At 62.1% G+C, this 15,096-nt stretch carries 13 protein-coding genes; 11 read left to right on the plus strand and 2 right to left on the minus strand.

The window, feature by feature from the left end:
• Nucleotides 1–5: 5 nt before the first annotated feature.
• The gene (locus ACE3PR_RS10340; protein WP_374371367.1) at nt 6–1,763 is read right to left on the minus strand and encodes a tetratricopeptide repeat protein; all 1,758 of its coding nucleotides are present in this window, start codon (nt 1,761–1,763) and stop codon (nt 6–8) included.
• Nucleotides 1,764–1,963: 200 nt separating this feature from the next.
• Nucleotides 1,964–3,616, minus strand: coding sequence for an electron transfer flavoprotein-ubiquinone oxidoreductase (locus ACE3PR_RS10345; RefSeq protein WP_374371370.1), 1,653 nt, complete (start codon nt 3,614–3,616; stop codon nt 1,964–1,966).
• A 175-nt stretch (nt 3,617–3,791) separates the two neighbouring features.
• Between ACE3PR_RS10345 and ACE3PR_RS10350 the strand changes: the two genes are divergently transcribed.
• The 11 genes from ACE3PR_RS10350 (at nt 3,792) to ACE3PR_RS10400 (ending at nt 15,093) form a co-directional block, all read left to right on the plus strand.
• Nucleotides 3,792–4,697, plus strand: coding sequence for a uracil-DNA glycosylase (locus ACE3PR_RS10350; RefSeq protein ID WP_374371372.1), 906 nt, complete (start codon nt 3,792–3,794; stop codon nt 4,695–4,697).
• Nucleotides 4,698–5,002: 305 nt separating this feature from the next.
• Complete coding sequence (locus ACE3PR_RS10355; RefSeq protein ID WP_374371675.1) at nt 5,003–6,589, plus strand: lytic transglycosylase domain-containing protein; 1,587 nt, start codon at nt 5,003–5,005, stop codon at nt 6,587–6,589.
• Nucleotides 6,590–6,652: 63 nt separating this feature from the next.
• A complete protein-coding gene (gene moaB, locus ACE3PR_RS10360) occupies nt 6,653–7,189 on the plus strand; it encodes a molybdenum cofactor biosynthesis protein B (RefSeq protein ID WP_374371374.1) in 537 nt (178 codons plus the stop codon).
• A 45-nt stretch (nt 7,190–7,234) separates the two neighbouring features.
• Nucleotides 7,235–8,446 carry a PA0069 family radical SAM protein gene (locus ACE3PR_RS10365; RefSeq protein ID WP_374371376.1) on the plus strand — a complete coding sequence of 404 codons (1,212 nt, stop codon included), beginning with the start codon at nt 7,235–7,237 and terminating at the stop codon, nt 8,444–8,446.
• A gap of 86 nt (nt 8,447–8,532) precedes the next feature.
• On the plus strand, nt 8,533–8,838 hold the full coding sequence (locus ACE3PR_RS10370; protein WP_374371378.1) for a hypothetical protein: 306 nt from the start codon (nt 8,533–8,535) through the stop codon (nt 8,836–8,838).
• A gap of 122 nt (nt 8,839–8,960) precedes the next feature.
• Entirely contained in the window at nt 8,961–9,584 is a 624-nt protein-coding gene (locus tag ACE3PR_RS10375; protein WP_374371380.1) for a ribonuclease HII, read from the plus strand.
• A gap of 53 nt (nt 9,585–9,637) precedes the next feature.
• Nucleotides 9,638–10,741, plus strand: coding sequence for a site-specific DNA-methyltransferase (locus ACE3PR_RS10380; RefSeq protein ID WP_374371382.1), 1,104 nt, complete (start codon nt 9,638–9,640; stop codon nt 10,739–10,741).
• 150 nt (nt 10,742–10,891) lie between these two features.
• Nucleotides 10,892–12,382: a replicative DNA helicase gene (locus ACE3PR_RS10385; protein WP_374371384.1), complete on the plus strand. Its 1,491-nt coding sequence runs from the start codon at nt 10,892–10,894 to the stop codon at nt 12,380–12,382.
• 14 nt (nt 12,383–12,396) lie between these two features.
• Nucleotides 12,397–13,527: an alanine racemase gene (gene alr / locus ACE3PR_RS10390; protein WP_374371386.1), complete on the plus strand. Its 1,131-nt coding sequence runs from the start codon at nt 12,397–12,399 to the stop codon at nt 13,525–13,527.
• Nucleotides 13,528–13,531: 4 nt separating this feature from the next.
• Nucleotides 13,532–14,323 (plus strand): MlaE family ABC transporter permease, encoded by a 792-nt coding sequence (locus ACE3PR_RS10395; RefSeq protein ID WP_374371388.1) that lies wholly within the window; start codon nt 13,532–13,534, stop codon nt 14,321–14,323.
• On the plus strand, nt 14,320–15,093 hold the full coding sequence (locus ACE3PR_RS10400; RefSeq protein WP_374371390.1) for an ABC transporter ATP-binding protein: 774 nt from the start codon (nt 14,320–14,322) through the stop codon (nt 15,091–15,093). Before ACE3PR_RS10395 ends, ACE3PR_RS10400 begins: the two co-directional genes overlap by 4 nt.
• Nucleotides 15,094–15,096: the final 3 nt, after the last annotated feature.

A 15,096-nucleotide genomic window follows, 5' to 3' on the forward strand; every position in this document is an offset into this window, starting at 1 on the left:
AAAGTTCAGCCGCCCGAGGGGGCTTCGCCGGTGGTCGTGTTGGCCGCACCCAGGCCGCTTTTGATTTTTTCCTCGATGATGCCCACCTGATCTTCTTCCGGCTTGAAAGAGAGCGCACGGTTCCACTGGAAACGCGCCTCGTTCTTGCGCCCGACCCGCCAATAGGCGTCGCCCAGATGATCGTTGAGAACCGGATCGGTCGGCTGCAACTCGACCGCACGTTCGAGATAAGTGACCGCCTGCTCAAAATCGCCCAGTTGGAAATAGGCCCAGCCGAGGGAATCGACGATGAATCCTTCCTCCGGACGCTGATCGACCGCGCGATGCAGCATATCGAGCGCCTCGTCGAGATGTTCGCGCCGCTCGACCCAGGTATAGGCGAGATAGTTAAGGACGTAGGGCTGTTCGGGCGAGAGCTCCAGGGCCTTCTTGAAATCCGGCTCGGCCTTGTCCCATTGCTTGGCGCGCTCATGGGCGACGCCGCGGGCGTAGAACAGGGTCCAGTCGCGCGCGACCGGATCCTTGAGGCCGGCGATGACGTCGTCATAAGCGGCGATCGCATCGGTAAAACGCTTCTCGCGGCGATAGAGGTCACCCAATTCCACGATCGCTTCGACCCGTTGCGGCCGCGCCTTCACAAGATCCTGCAGGGTGGCGATGGCGCCATCGATATCGTCGAGTTTCTGCTGGCAATCGGCGATCGAAATGTCGGCCGACCAGCGATAGATCGAATTTTCCGGGATCGATCGATACATTTCGATCGCGTCTTCGCAGCGTTCGCGGTCCTGCATGAGATTGCCAAGCAACAGGCGCGAAATCTCGAGATCGGGAGCGAGCACCAGCGCCAGCCGGCCCAACACCTTTGCCTGGTCACTGATATTTTCCGATTGCAGGAGTGAGCCCAGATCGAAATAGGCCTCGGCGAGGCCGATCGCCGGATCCGCGACGATCGGGCCCTTCACCGGCGGTTTGGCCAACTGCTCCAGCAGCGGATCGCTGATGGCGGCGCCGACTCCAGTATTGCCGGCCGATAGATTCTGGAGATATTTGCGCGCGGCTTCCGTCTCGTTGTTCCGGTGCAGGAACGCCACGAACAATTCGATGAAGCGGGCGCTCCCGAAACCGGCCTCGGCCGCCTGCTTGAGCCCGTCCAGTCCTTCGGCGCCATGGCCGAAATGATCCTTGATGAGCGCGATATGCTGAACCACCAACCCGCCCAGGCCGTTGATCTCCTCAAGGGGCTTTAATTCAGCAAGCGCTGCCGCCTCCCCCTTGCCTTCGCCGATTGTGATCCAGGCGCCGAAAAGCGGCTTGGCAATGCGGCTGATGCTGTCGTCGCCGATATCGCCCAACGCCGCGCGGGCCTTGGCAAAATCGTCCTTCCGGACGGCATCGGTCAGTTCGACCAGAGGGATGAGCGGGGTGCGCGCACCCATTTCCTTCAGTTTCGCAGCAAGAGGCACGGCCGCCTCGAAATCACCGCTCCCCACCATCGCCGCCAGGGCGCGGGCCGCCAGGATCTGATCGCCGGGTGCTGCTTCCAGAGCCAGACTGAGGAGTTCCGCCGCCATGGCGTCGTCGCCGGAATCAAACGCGTGCCGGCCAGCCAGGATGGCCCCGGACAGGGACCAATTTTGGGGTACGGTGGCGGATTGACCGGTTTCCGCCTGGGCGGCACCGTCCCCTTCCTCCTGCCCGGCGCAGGCAATCATGGCGGGCAGCAGGCCGAGAGCCAGCAAGGCGCGGCGAAGTCGCTTGGTCATGGGCAATTCAGGCCTCGGCAAGTCATTGATCCGGCGGAAACTCCAGCACGAAGAGACACTCTTAGCAGGAACTCCCCCAAACGGGAAAGAGGCGGCTGGGTTCCGGTTATGTGGGATGGGCACGGCCAGACTGCCATGGTGGAAGGCGGCAAAAACCCCGCTTCATGAAGAAAGGGCGCCTGCCGGGCGCCCTTTCTGTCTCACATATTCGGATAATTCGGTCCGCCGCCGCCTTCGGGCGTCACCCAATTGATGTTCTGGGTGGGATCCTTGATGTCGCAGGTTTTGCAATGAACGCAATTCTGCGCGTTGATCTGCAGCCGCGGATGGGTGCCGTCGCTCTCGCGCACGATCTCGTAGACGCCCGCCGGGCAATAGCGCTGCTCGGGTGCATCGTAAAGCGGCAGATTGATCTCGATCGGAACCTTCGGGTCCTTCAGCGTCAGATGGCAGGGCTGATCTTCCTCGTGATTGGTCGAGGAGAGGAAGACCGAGGACAGTCGATCGAACGACAATTTGTTGTCCGGCTTCGGATATTGAATCGGCTTGAAGCTGTCCTTCTTCTTGATCTTAGCGTTGTCGGGCGTCTTGTTGTGGAGCGTCCAGGGCGCCTTGCCACCGAACAGCTTCTGATCCATGCCGGCCATGATGGTGCCGACCAGCAAGCCCTTGCTCATCCAGGGCTTGAAGTTCCGCGCCTTGTAGAGTTCGTCATGAAGCCAGGATTTCTCGAAGGCATCGGGATAGGCGGCCAGTTCGTCATGCGAGCGTTCCGCGGCGAGCGCCGAGAAGGCCGCTTCCGCCGCCAGCATGCCGGTCTTGATCGCGGCATGGCTGCCTTTGATGCGCGGGACATTCAAGAATCCGGCATTGTCGCCAATCAGCGCGCCGCCGGGGAAAGTAAGCTTGGGGAGCGCCTGCAAGCCGCCGGTGACGATGGCGCGGGCACCGTAAGCAACGCGACGTCCGCCCTCCAGGAATTCCGCCACCGCCGGATGATGCTTGTAACGCTGGAATTCCTCGAACGGATAGAGATAGGGGTTCTGATAGCCGAGGCCGATGACGAAACCCACCATCACCTGGTTGTTGTCGCCGTGATAGAGGAACGAGCCGCCATAGGTCGAATTGTCCATCGGCCAGCCGGCGGTATGCATGACCAGGCCCGGCTTGTGCTTCGCAGGATCGATATCCCACAGCTCCTTGATGCCGATCGAATAGCTCTGCGCGTCGCGGCCTTCATCGAGTTTGAAATGGCTGATGAGGCGCTTGCCCAAGGACCCGCGGCAGCCCTCGGCGAACAGCGTATATTTGCCGGTCAAGGCCATGCCCGGCGTGAATTCGGCCTTCTCGCTGCCATCCTTGGCGCGGCCCATATCGCCGGTGATGATGCCCAGCACCTTCTGCTTCGCATCGTCATAAAGAATGTCGGCAGCGGCGAAGCCCGGGAAGATCTCGACGCCCAGCGCTTCCGCCTGTGTCGCCAGCCAGCGACAGACATTGCCGAGGCTGATGATGTAATTGCCTTCGTTATGCAGGCTGTCCGGCAGCAGGGCGTTCGGAAAGCGGATCGATTTCTGCTCATTGGTGAGGAACAGGAAACGATCCTCGGTCACCGGGCAGGTGAGCGGCGCGCCCTGTTCCTTCCAATCCGGGATGAGTTCGGTCAAGGCCCGCGGGTCCATGATGGCGCCGGAGAGGATATGGGCACCGATCTCGGAGCCTTTCTCGATCACCACGACCGAGAGTTCCTTGCCGGATTCCGCGGCCATTTGTTTGAGACGGATGGCAGCGCTCAAGCCGGCGGGGCCACCGCCGACGATCACCACATCATATTCCATCACTTCGCGGTCCATTCATCCCTCCCCAGGCTGACCGGCGGCGAACGAGACCGCCCGGCTGGCACAGACGGCTTTATACAGCCGTCAAATTCGCGCTGAGTGCTTACAACGGCGGACACCGGCAGCGCAACAGCGCCCCCGCCCGTGCTTCGCCTAGACCATCACGCGGCCGGGATGCTAGCCTTGGGGCATGATCACGGACGGCCCCTTTTCCGACATGCATGCGTCAATTTCCGACGCCGCCGAGCTCGATCCCGGCACCGCGCTGCAATTGCTCTCCTTTTATATAGAGGGAGGAGCGGATACCGCCATCGCTCCCGAACCGCAGAGCCGTTTTGGCCAATCGGGCGCCCCTTGGGCCGAGCCCGCCGCGATACCGCAGACCCAGCCCGCTATCGCCCGGCCGGCAGCCGCCGCGCAAAGGGTTGTGCCAAGCCCAGCCGCCAGCCCCCGGATCGCCGCAACAGCGGATCTTGCCTTGGCGCAATCGGCGCGGGAAGCAGCACGGGAAGCCGCCAGCCTGGACGATCTGAAGTCGGCCCTGCTGCGTTTCGACGGTATCGCAAGCCTGCGCCAGCACGCCACCAACCTGGTTTTCGCCGACGGCAATCCGGCGGCCAGAGTGATGCTGGTGGGCGAGGCGCCAGGCGCCGATGAGGATCGGCTGGGGAAGCCCTTTGTCGGCGTCTCCGGCCAGTTGCTGGACCGCATGCTGGCGGCGATCGGCCTCGATCGCACGACCTTTTATATTACCAATACCTGTTTCTGGCGCCCGCCCGGCAACAGGAAGCCGACCGAGGCGGAATTGGTTGCACAAGCGCCCTTCGTGCAGCGCCATATCGAACTCATCAATCCGGCGGTTCTGGTCCTGGTGGGGGCGAGTGCGGCGCATACGCTGCTTGGCACCAATGACGGCATCACCCGTTTGCGCGGCCGCTGGTTCGATTACAAGTCAGATGGCCTTGCACAGCCGATTCCGGCGCTGCCGATCTTCCATCCCGCCTTCCTGCTGCGCCAGCCGGCGCAGAAGCGGGAGACCTGGGCCGACCTCCTCAAGCTCAAGACGCGCCTCGCCGAGATCCCGCCCAAAGCCTGACCCGGCCTCCACGAAATTTGTCGCGAATGCTGTCCTATTAGCCATTCCGAGGTCTCTCCGGAAAGCGCGACCGATGGTCCGTTCGGCTAAAATTTTACGCGCTTTATCAACATATTGTGGTTTTTGCCTGTCAAGACACCATATCTGTAGATCTATCACGGTTTTTTTGCTGGACGGGGCCAGCCGCAGACGGTAACGCTGGAACCCGCAAACACATACTTTGTTAACTTTCGGCGGCGACTGAACGCTGAAGCCCTCGGGACTGGACGAGGGGTATTCGCTCTAAGGGGGGCGATAGATTGAAGATGATTATTCGGCAACACGGCTGGCGCCGTCTCTGGGCGTCGACCGCGCTGGCGGTCCTGCTGTCTCAGGGACTGCCGGTGCCGGGATCGACGTTCGGGGTGAAGACCGCCGCTGCGCAGGACGCGGCGGAGGAACTGAGCGCCGCAACCCTGGGCGATGGCAGCACGGCAGCTTTGCCGACCACCGAACCTGAGGTGCTGGGCGCCGCTTTGCCCTCGCCGCTCGATGTGGTCAATGCCGACCGCTACCGCCAGATTTTCAAGCGTCAGGCCGCAGGCGATTTCGCCGGCGCCGACCGCCTTATCGGCGATCTCAATGATCCGCTGCTGCTGGGGCATGTCCTCGCCGACCGTTATCTGTCGCCGACCTACAAGAGCAATGCGAAGGAACTCTCGGACTGGCTCTCGGCCTATGCCGGCCTGCCCGAGGCCAAGCTCATCCACAAACTGGCGCTTGCCAAGGGTGCCAAAGCCGGCGGCCTCAAGTCGCCGAAATTCGATATCACCCGCTCCGGCACGCCGGACGAAAGCAGCCGCGACAATGACACCAACTGGCGCGCCGGCCTCGCTGCCTGGGGCAAGCGGGATTACGGTCGCGCCGCCGCGCAGTTTGAAAAGGCTGCCGGCCGGGAATCGCTGTCGGAATGGGAACGTTCGGCTGCGGCCTATTGGGCCGCCCGCGCTCATGTCCGCGCCCAGCAGCCGCAGAAGGTCAGCGAATGGCTGAAGCTCTCGGCCAGCTTCCCGCGCACCTTCTATGGTCAATTGGCAACCCGCGCGCTCGGTCTGGAGCCGAGTTTCGACTGGCGTGTGCCCACGCTGAAGACCGCCCATGGCGAGCAACTCATGAAGAGCCGCGCGGGCAAGCGCGCCATGGGCCTGCTGCAAATCGGCAAGACCGATCTCGCGGAAAAAGAATTGCTGATCCTGCAGGCTGAAGCCGGGCCGGAGCTTTCGGATGCGCTTCTTGCCATCTCGCAGTCTCACCGCTTGCCTTCGCTGGCGCTGAAGATCGGCTCCTGGCATCACATCAAGAGCGGCGAGCGCCGCGACGCAGCGCTCTATCCGCTGCCGTCCTGGAAACCGGCCAATGGTTTCGAGGTCGATCCGGCCTTGCTTTATGCGGTGATGCGTCAGGAATCCGGCTTCAACCCGAATGCCATTTCCAGCGCCGGTGCCACAGGCCTTATGCAATTGATGCCGGCGACCGCGCGTGCCATCGGCGCGCCGAAATCCGCGGCGCTCAAGGATCCGCTGGTTTCGCTCGCCTATGGCCAGAAATACATCCAGCGCCTGCTCGAAGAACCGGCCGTCGCCGGCGATCTTTTCCTGCTGGCGATCTCCTACAATGCCGGCCCGGGCAATCTCATCAAATGGAAGAAGAGCATCAAGGGCAGCGACGACCCACTCTTCTTCATCGAGAACATCCCATCGCAGGAAACGCGCAATTTCGTCGAGCGCGTGATCGGGGCCTATTGGGTCTACCAGGCGCGCCTCGGCCAGCCGCAGCGCTCGCTGGAAGCCGTCGCCAATGGTGCCTGGCCGACCTATCAGAAGAGTGCCGCCACGGCCACTGCGGCGAACTGATCCTCGAAACGATCCGGTTTCGCGCTATATACTGGCGGCAGCAATGTCAGCCAGGCAGCGATCATGTCCCGCATCGACGACCAGCGCCCCTTTCTCGCCGTCAATATCGCCATCCTGACGGTGTCGGATTCCCGAACCGCGGCCGATGACCGTTCCGGCGACGCCCTTGTCGAGATGCTCACCCGCGACGGCCACAAGCTCGCCGCCCGTGCCATCGTCAAGGACGAGGTCCCGGCGATCGTCGGCAAGCTCACGGAATGGATCGCCGACCCCAATATCGATGTGGTCATCTCCACCGGCGGCACGGGCGTCACCGGACGCGACGTGACCCCGGAGGCCTTCGAGCGCGTCTTCGAGAAGAAGATCGACGGGTTCGGCGAACTCTTCCGCTGGATCTCATTCCAGAAAGTGAAGACCTCGACGATCCAGTCGCGGGCCGTTGGCGGTGTTGCCGGCGGCACCTATCTCTTCGCCCTCCCCGGCTCGCCCAGCGCCTGCCGGGACGGCTGGGACGAGATCCTGAAATGGCAGCTCGACAACCGCCACCGTCCCTGCAATCTGGTCGAGCTGATGCCCCGCTTGCAGGAACACTTACGCTGAGTCTTTGTTCTTGAAATGTTCTATTCCGCGTGGCAGGATTTTGCCATGCGCTACGAACGTGACCCCAACCATCTCGAACCATCGACCGCCCTTCCGTCCCTGGCGCGGAAAGGGCGCGGCGCCGTCAGCAACAAGGCCGGCCGCTTCGAGCCCGGCGAACGCCCCCTGGAGGACGATGGCTGGCGACACGACGCGCCGCGTGACATGCCTGCGAGCGGCCTCACGTTCCGCGGAGCGCCGCTGGCGCTCGGGACCAAGGACGAGGACGATGAACAGCCTTCTCTGAAGACCAGCGTCGCCCTCGACAACGCGCGCACCATCATCAGCCGCAACCAGTCGCCCGACATACCCTTCGATCAATCGATCAATCCCTATCGCGGCTGCGAGCATGGCTGCGTCTATTGTTACGCGCGGCCGACCCACGCCTATCTCGGCCATTCGCCAGGTCTCGATTTTGAAACCAAGCTCTACATGAAGGCCGATGCGGCTCAGCTTCTGGAAAAGGAACTGCGCCGGCCCGGCTATCGGCCCAGCGTGATCGCCTTGGGCGCCAATACCGATCCCTATCAACCGATCGAGCGGCGCTATCGCCTCACCCGCGAAATCCTGGAAGTGCTCTCGGCCTATAATCACCCGGCCGGCATCACCACGAAATCCGCCAATGTCACGCGCGACATCGACCTCCTTGCCGACATGGCCAAGCGCAAGCTGATGAAGGTCTATCTCTCGGTCACCACACTCGACCGGGACCTCGCCCGCGTGATGGAGCCGCGCGCCTCGACACCGTCGAAGCGGCTCGAGGCGATCCGCGCCCTCAGCGATGCCGGCATTCCCGTTGGAATCTCGGTGGCACCGATCATTCCCGCCCTTACCGATCACGAGATCGAGGCGATCGTGCAGGCCGGCGCAGAAGCGGGGGCCAGCAGCGTCTCCTGGACGGTCCTTCGCATGCCGCTGGAGATCAAGGAATTGTTCACCGAATGGCTCGACGCGCATCACCCCCTGAAGGCAAAACGCATCATGGATCTGGTGAGGGATTGCCATGGTGGCGCCCTCTACAAATCGGATTTCGGTACCCGCATGAAGGGGAGCGGCCCCTACGCCACCTTGATCCGCCGCCGCGTGCTGGCCGCGGCCAAGCGGTACGGCCTCGATGGGTATAAATGGGACATCGATTCCAGCCGCTTTTCTGTCCCGGGCGACCGGCCCGCCTTGTCAAACGCCAGGGACACGGCACAACTCAGCCTGTTTGGATAACAGATCATGGAACCGTTCGCCGTCTGCCGCGTTTGACCACTGGCCATTCCCTGCCTAGCTTGAAATGCCATCCAAGGAGAGAAACCATGACCCGCACCATCCTTGCCATCTTGGTAGCCGTGTCGATCATCGTCATCTCCGCCATCATCCCGGCGCTCGCCCAGGAAGCCCAGCCGGCCCTGCCATCGGGCAACAATTGCACCGAAGGCGAAATGATCGACGCCTCTACCGCCGAACAGGCCAAGGCCAAGATCGAGGCCGCGGGCTATAGCGACGTCGTGATCACCACCAAGGGCTGCGACAATTTCTGGCACGCGACGGCAGTCAAGGACGGCATGCCCGGCAATGTCGTGCTCTCGCCCGACGGCATGGTCCTGCCGGAAGGGAATTGAACGCCTTCGCACGGCAATCCCGGTCAATCGCGACACAATATAATTCCATTTGAGCGCCCGCCACGCCGGCTGCATGATGCCACCCGTCTCCCCATGAACATCCGGGAATCGGCACCTCCATCATGCCCGACTGGTCTTTCGAACTCGCCGCCGGCTTCTCGCCGAATCGCCTGGTCTGCGGCGTCGATGAAGTCGGACGCGGACCCTTGGCCGGACCGGTCATCGCCTGCGCGGTGATTCTCGATCCCGCGCGGCTGCCGAAATCCCTGGAACGGCGCCTGGATGATTCCAAAAAGTTGCGCGCCTCGGTACGCGCCGAGATCGCGGCGGAATTGCAGGAGATCGCCATCTTCGCGCTCGCCGGGGCCAGCCCGGCCGAGATCGATTCCATCAATATCCTGCGCGCCAGTCACCTCGCCATGCGCCGCGCCGTCGCCGCCTTGGCCCAAAAACCCGACCATGCCTTGGTGGACGGCAATTTGGCGCCGGGCCTCGATTGTGCGACCACTTGCGTCGTCAAGGGAGATGCCCGTTCTCTCTCCATCGCCGCTGCCTCGATTCTCGCGAAGGTGGAGCGGGACAAGATCATGAGTCAGCTCGCCAGCGTGCATACCGTATATGGTTGGGAGCGCAATGCCGGCTACCCAACGGCCGAACATGTAGCAGCCATCAAGGCCCATGGTATCACCCCCCAGCACCGCCGGTCATTTCGACCTGTCTCTGAGAACATTACGATAACCAACTGACTCATAACACTTTCTCGTTGACACACGGAGTCGCGTGAATCAGGATCGGCGCCATGACAAAGAAAGCGCCGACACCCAAACCCATCTCGCTGCCCCTCGATTCCATCATCGGCGGGGACAGTATCGATGTCCTCAACTCGCTCCCCGAAGCCTCGATCGATATGATCTTCGCGGACCCACCTTACAATCTTCAGTTGAGTGGCGAGTTGCATCGCCCCAACAATAGCCGCGTCGACGGGGTCGACAACGACTGGGACAAGTTCGCCGATTTTGCGACCTATGACCGTTTCACCGAAGGTTGGCTGAAGGCCGCCCGCCGGGTGCTCAAGGATGACGGCTCGCTCTGGGTGATCGGTTCCTATCACAACATCTTCCGGGTGGGCGCCAAGCTGCAGGACCTCGGCTTCTGGATGCTCAACGACGTCATCTGGCGCAAGACCAACCCGATGCCCAATTTCCGTGGCCGCCGCTTCACCAACGCCCACGAGACCATGATCTGGTGCGCGAAATCCGCCGAGAGCCGGCACCAGTTCAATTACGAAGCCATGAAGACGCTGAATGACGATCTGCAGATGCGCTCCGACTGGCTCATCCCGATCTGCTCCGGCTCGGAACGCCTCAAGGGCGAGGACGGCAATAAGAGCCACCCGACGCAAAAGCCCGAGGCGCTGCTCTACCGCATCCTGATGGCAGCGACGAAACCGGGCGACGTGGTGCTCGACCCCTTCTTCGGCAGCGGCACCACCGGCGCGGTCGCGAAGAAGCTTGGCCGTCACTGGATCGGCATCGAACGCGATCCCAGCTACATCAAGGTCGCCCGCGCCCGCATCGCCAAGGTGCAGCCGGTTCCCGAGAAGGAAATGTTGCAGATCATCTCCAAGCGCGAAGAGCCGCGCATCCCCTTCGGCTGGCTGATCGAACGCGGCCTGCTGGAGCCCGGCACGGTGCTGACCAGCAACAATGGCCGCTGGAGCGCCAAGGTCCGCGCCGACGGTACGCTGATCTCGGCCGACCATCGCGGCTCGATCCATCAGGTGGGCGCTGCCGTCCAGGGTGCACCTGCTTGCAATGGCTGGCAATTCTGGTGCGTGCCGCGCGAAGGGCAATTGATCCCGATCGATTATTTCCGCCAGCAGCTCCGCGCCGAGTTGCACTGAGCGCAACAATGCCGTCGAATCGCAGGGTCGTGACAACCGACCCTGCGGCAACGACACGCACCTTGTAGTGCGACTCGAATCGTCCTTTATGATCCCTATCCCCGTTATCCACAGGCTGTGATCGCGGGTCGGTCTGATAGGGTCGCGCCCATGGAATCATCATTACAGAATAATGTCACCCGGCTGCGTGGGTCCGATGGCTCGACGCCCACGCGCACGCCGCCCGTCAATTACGATGCCGAGCAGGCTCTGCTGGGCGCGGTACTCGCCAACAATCTGGTCTTCGACCGGGTCAACGAATTTCTGCGCCCGGAGCATTTCGCCGATCCGCTGCATGGCCGCATCTTCGCCGCCATCGGCAAGCTCATTGAACGCGGGCAGATCGCCAATCCGGTGACGCTGAAGAATCTGTTCGACCAGGACGGAGCGCTCAGCGAAATCGGCGGCGCCAGCTATCTGGTGCAGCTTGCCCAGGCCGTCGTCACCGTCATCAATGCCGAGGATTACGGCCGGACAATTCACGACCTCTATTTGCGCCGGCAATTGATTGATCTCGGCGAGATCACGGTCAACGAAGCCTATATCCACGACACCGACGTTTCCGCCCTGCAGCAGATCGAGCAGGCCGAATCGAAATTGTTCGCGCTTGCTGAAACCGGCCAGGTCGAGGGCGGGCCGAAGGATTTTAAAACCATTGTCATTTCGGCGCTGCAGATGGCCGAGGCCGCGTTCAAGCGCGACAGCCATCTGACCGGCGTCACCACGGGATTGACCGATATTGACCGCAAACTGGGTGGTTTGCAGCCATCCGACCTCATCATCCTGGCCGGCCGCCCCTCCATGGGCAAGACGGCGCTCGCCACCAATATGGGCTTCAACGCGGCTTCCGCCTTCAAGGAAGGCGATACCGGCACGCGCTACAAGGTGGCCTTCTTTTCGATGGAAATGTCATCGGAGCAGCTTGCACTCCGTATCATGGCGGAAAAATCCGGCGTCTCCTCGGATCGCATCCGCCGCGGTGACATCAAGGGGGATGACGAATTCATGCGAGTCGTCGAAGCCTCCAACGAGATGAGCTCGGCCGGCTTCTTTATCGACGATACGCCAGCACTCACCATTCCGGCGCTGAGGACTCGTGCCCGGCGTTTGAAGCGCCAGCACGGCCTCGACCTCATCATCATCGATTACCTGCAACTCATGCGCTCAGCCAACAATCGCGGCTCCGAGAATCGCGTTCAGGAAATCTCCGAGATCACCCGCGGCCTCAAAGCCATCGCCAAGGAACTCAATGTTCCGGTGATCGCGCTCTCGCAGCTTTCCCGCGCGGTCGAGCAGCGTGACGACAAGCGGCCGATGCTGGCCGATCTTCGTGAATCGGGCTCGATCGAACAGGACGCCGACGTGGTCATGTTCGTCTACCGCGAAGAGTACTACCACGAGCGCAAGAAACCTGGGGATCACGAGGCCGACAAGATGGCCGAGTGGCAGCGCGAGATGGAGCGCGTCCATAATGTCGCCGAAGTCATCATCGCCAAGCAGCGTCACGGTCCGATCGGCACGGTGCCGCTGCAATTCGAGGGCATGTTAACGCGCTTCAGCGATCTCATGCGTGCGGATTATGTGCCGGCGCAAACAGAATAGCCGGCGGAAGAATCGTGCCGGATAGTTATGCACCGCTGCTGAGCGTCGATCTCGGCGCCATCCTCGCCAATTACAACCTGCTCGCCCGTCGCGCCCTGCCGGCAATCTGCGGTGCCGCGATGAAGGCGGATGCCTATGGCCTGGGGGCGGCGATGATCGCTCCCTTGCTGAAACGTGCCGGCTGTTCGCATTTTTTCGTGGCCACGGTTGATGAAGGTCTGGCGCTGCGGCAGATCCTGCTGCCGGGCGTCAAAATCTATCTGCTGGGCGGATTGCCGCCGGGATCGGAGCGCGACATTGCCGCCGCCGATCTCATCCCCATCCTCAACACGATGGACGAGATCGCGCGCTGGCGCGCCTTTCAGCGCGGGCCCGGGGCGCAGGATTCTGCCAGGCGCCAGGCGGGATTGCATCTCGATACCGGCCTCAACCGCCTGGGGCTCGACCGGGCCGGTCTGCTGCGGCTGGTGGCCGATCCGCATCTGCTCGACAATTGCCATATCGGCCTCGTGCTCAGCCATCTTGCCTGCGCCGACGATCCCGAGCATCCGATGAACCGTGTGCAGTTGATGGCCTTCCGCGAGATGCTGGCCGCCCTCAAGCTGCCGCGCCGGCAGGGCCAGGCGCCATTGGTCTCGCTCACCGCTTCCTCGGGTATTTTTCTCGGCGCCGATTATCATTTCGATCTGGTGCGGCCGGGGGCAGCGCTCTATGGCGTAAATCCGGTTCTAGGGACCGAAAACCCGCTCGCGCCGGCTTTGCGCTTGCAGGCAAAAATCCTGCAATTACGCGAGGTTGACTTGGATATGACCGTTGGCTATGGTGCCTCGCATCAGGTTCGGGGGCCTACCCGGATAGCTACGATCGGGGTCGGCTATGCGGATGGGATTTTCAGATCGCTGGGTAATCATGGCTGGGTCGTGGTGGCCGGCCAGCGAGCCCCGATCGTGGGGCGCATCTCGATGGATCTCATGACGATCGACGTTGGTCATCTGCCGCCCGAAGCGGCCGCGCCGGGCACTCTGGTCGATCTGATCGGCCCGCTGCAATCCATCGATCAGCTTGCTGGCGATGCCGGTACCATCGGCTACGAAATCCTCACCAATCTCGGTGCGCGCTTCCAGCGCCGCTATAGCGGCGGCTGAGGGCATGGCCGGGATCATGGTGGCGCGCGTCCTGCAGCCGATCGGCCGCACATTCCTCAGCGGTCTCGAAGCCGCCGGGCGTTTGGCCATCTTTACCTTGCAAGCAGTGATGCATTGCGTATTGCCACCGATCTATCCACGCCTCATTGGGAAGCAGATGATCGAGATCGGCTTCTATTCCTTGCCCGTGATCGGCATGACCGCCGTCTTCACCGGCATGGTCCTGGTGCTGCAGACCTATGTCGCTGTCTCGCGCCTCAACGCCGAATCCACCATTCCATACGTTGTCGTGATTTCGCTCACCCGCGAGCTTGGTCCGGTCCTGGCGGGCCTGATGCTGGCCGGCCGTGTTGGCGCCGCCATGGCCGCCGAAATCGGCACGATGAGGGTCACGGAACAGATCGACGCCTTGCGCACGCTCTCGACCAATCCCTTCAAATATCTCATTGCACCGCGCCTTATCGCCGCCGTGCTCACCTTGCCGGTATTGGTCGGCATCGCCGACATCATCGGTGTCTTCGGTGGTTATCTGGTCAGTGTCTACAAGCTTGATTTCAGTCCGTCGATCTATCTGAAGAACACGGTCGATTTCGTCGAGACGATCGACATCGTCTCCGGCCTCGTGAAGGCCGCCGCCTTTGGATTCATCGTCGCCTTGATGGGCACCTATAGCGGCTTCCAGTCACGGGGCGGCGCCCAGGGTGTCGGCAAGGCCACGACCGATGCGGTGGTCTCCGCCTCGATCCTCATTCTCGCCGCCAATTTCATCATCACGGGGCTGTTTTTCACGCGATGAGCGATCTCAAGATCAAGGTGCGCGGTCTCAAGAAAGCGTTCGGCCCCAAGCAGGTGCTCAACGGGATCGATCTCGACGTGCCCAAGGGGCAGTCGCTCGTCGTGATCGGTGGCTCCGGCTCGGGCAAATCCGTGCTGATCAAATGTATCCTCGGCCTGGTCGAGCCGGATTCCGGCTCGATCGAAATCGACGGCCAGGAAGTGGTCGGCATGAAAGCCGCCCAGCGCGAAGAGATCATGCGGAAATTCGGCATGCTGTTTCAGGGTTCTGCCCTTTTTGACTCTCTGCCGGTCTGGGAGAACGTCGCCTTCGGCCTTATTTCCGGTCGCGGCATGGCGCGGAAAGCCGCCAAGGAGGTTGCCTTGCGCAAGCTCGCCGCCGTCGGCCTCGGCCCGGAAGTGGGCGAGCTTTTCCCGGCCGAGCTTTCGGGCGGCATGCAAAAGCGCGTCTCTCTCGCCCGCGCCATCGCGGTCGAACCCGAGATCATCTTCTTCGACGAACCCACCACCGGCCTCGATCCGATCATGGCCCAGGTAATCAACGAGCTCATCGTCAAATGCGTGAAATCCCTGGGGGCGACGGCACTTTCCATCACCCATGACATGCATTCCCTGCGCGCCATCGCCGATCATGCAGCGATGATTTATGAAGGTCGCATCATCTGGTCGGGCGATGCCAAAGACATCGATCGTTCCGGCAACGCACATGTCGAGCAATTCGTGCAGGGCCGTGCCGAGGGTCCGATCCGCATGCCCGTCCGGCCGCTCTAGGGG

Source organism: Dongia sp., assembly GCF_041909655.1.
GTDB lineage: Bacteria > Pseudomonadota > Alphaproteobacteria > Dongiales > Dongiaceae > Dongia.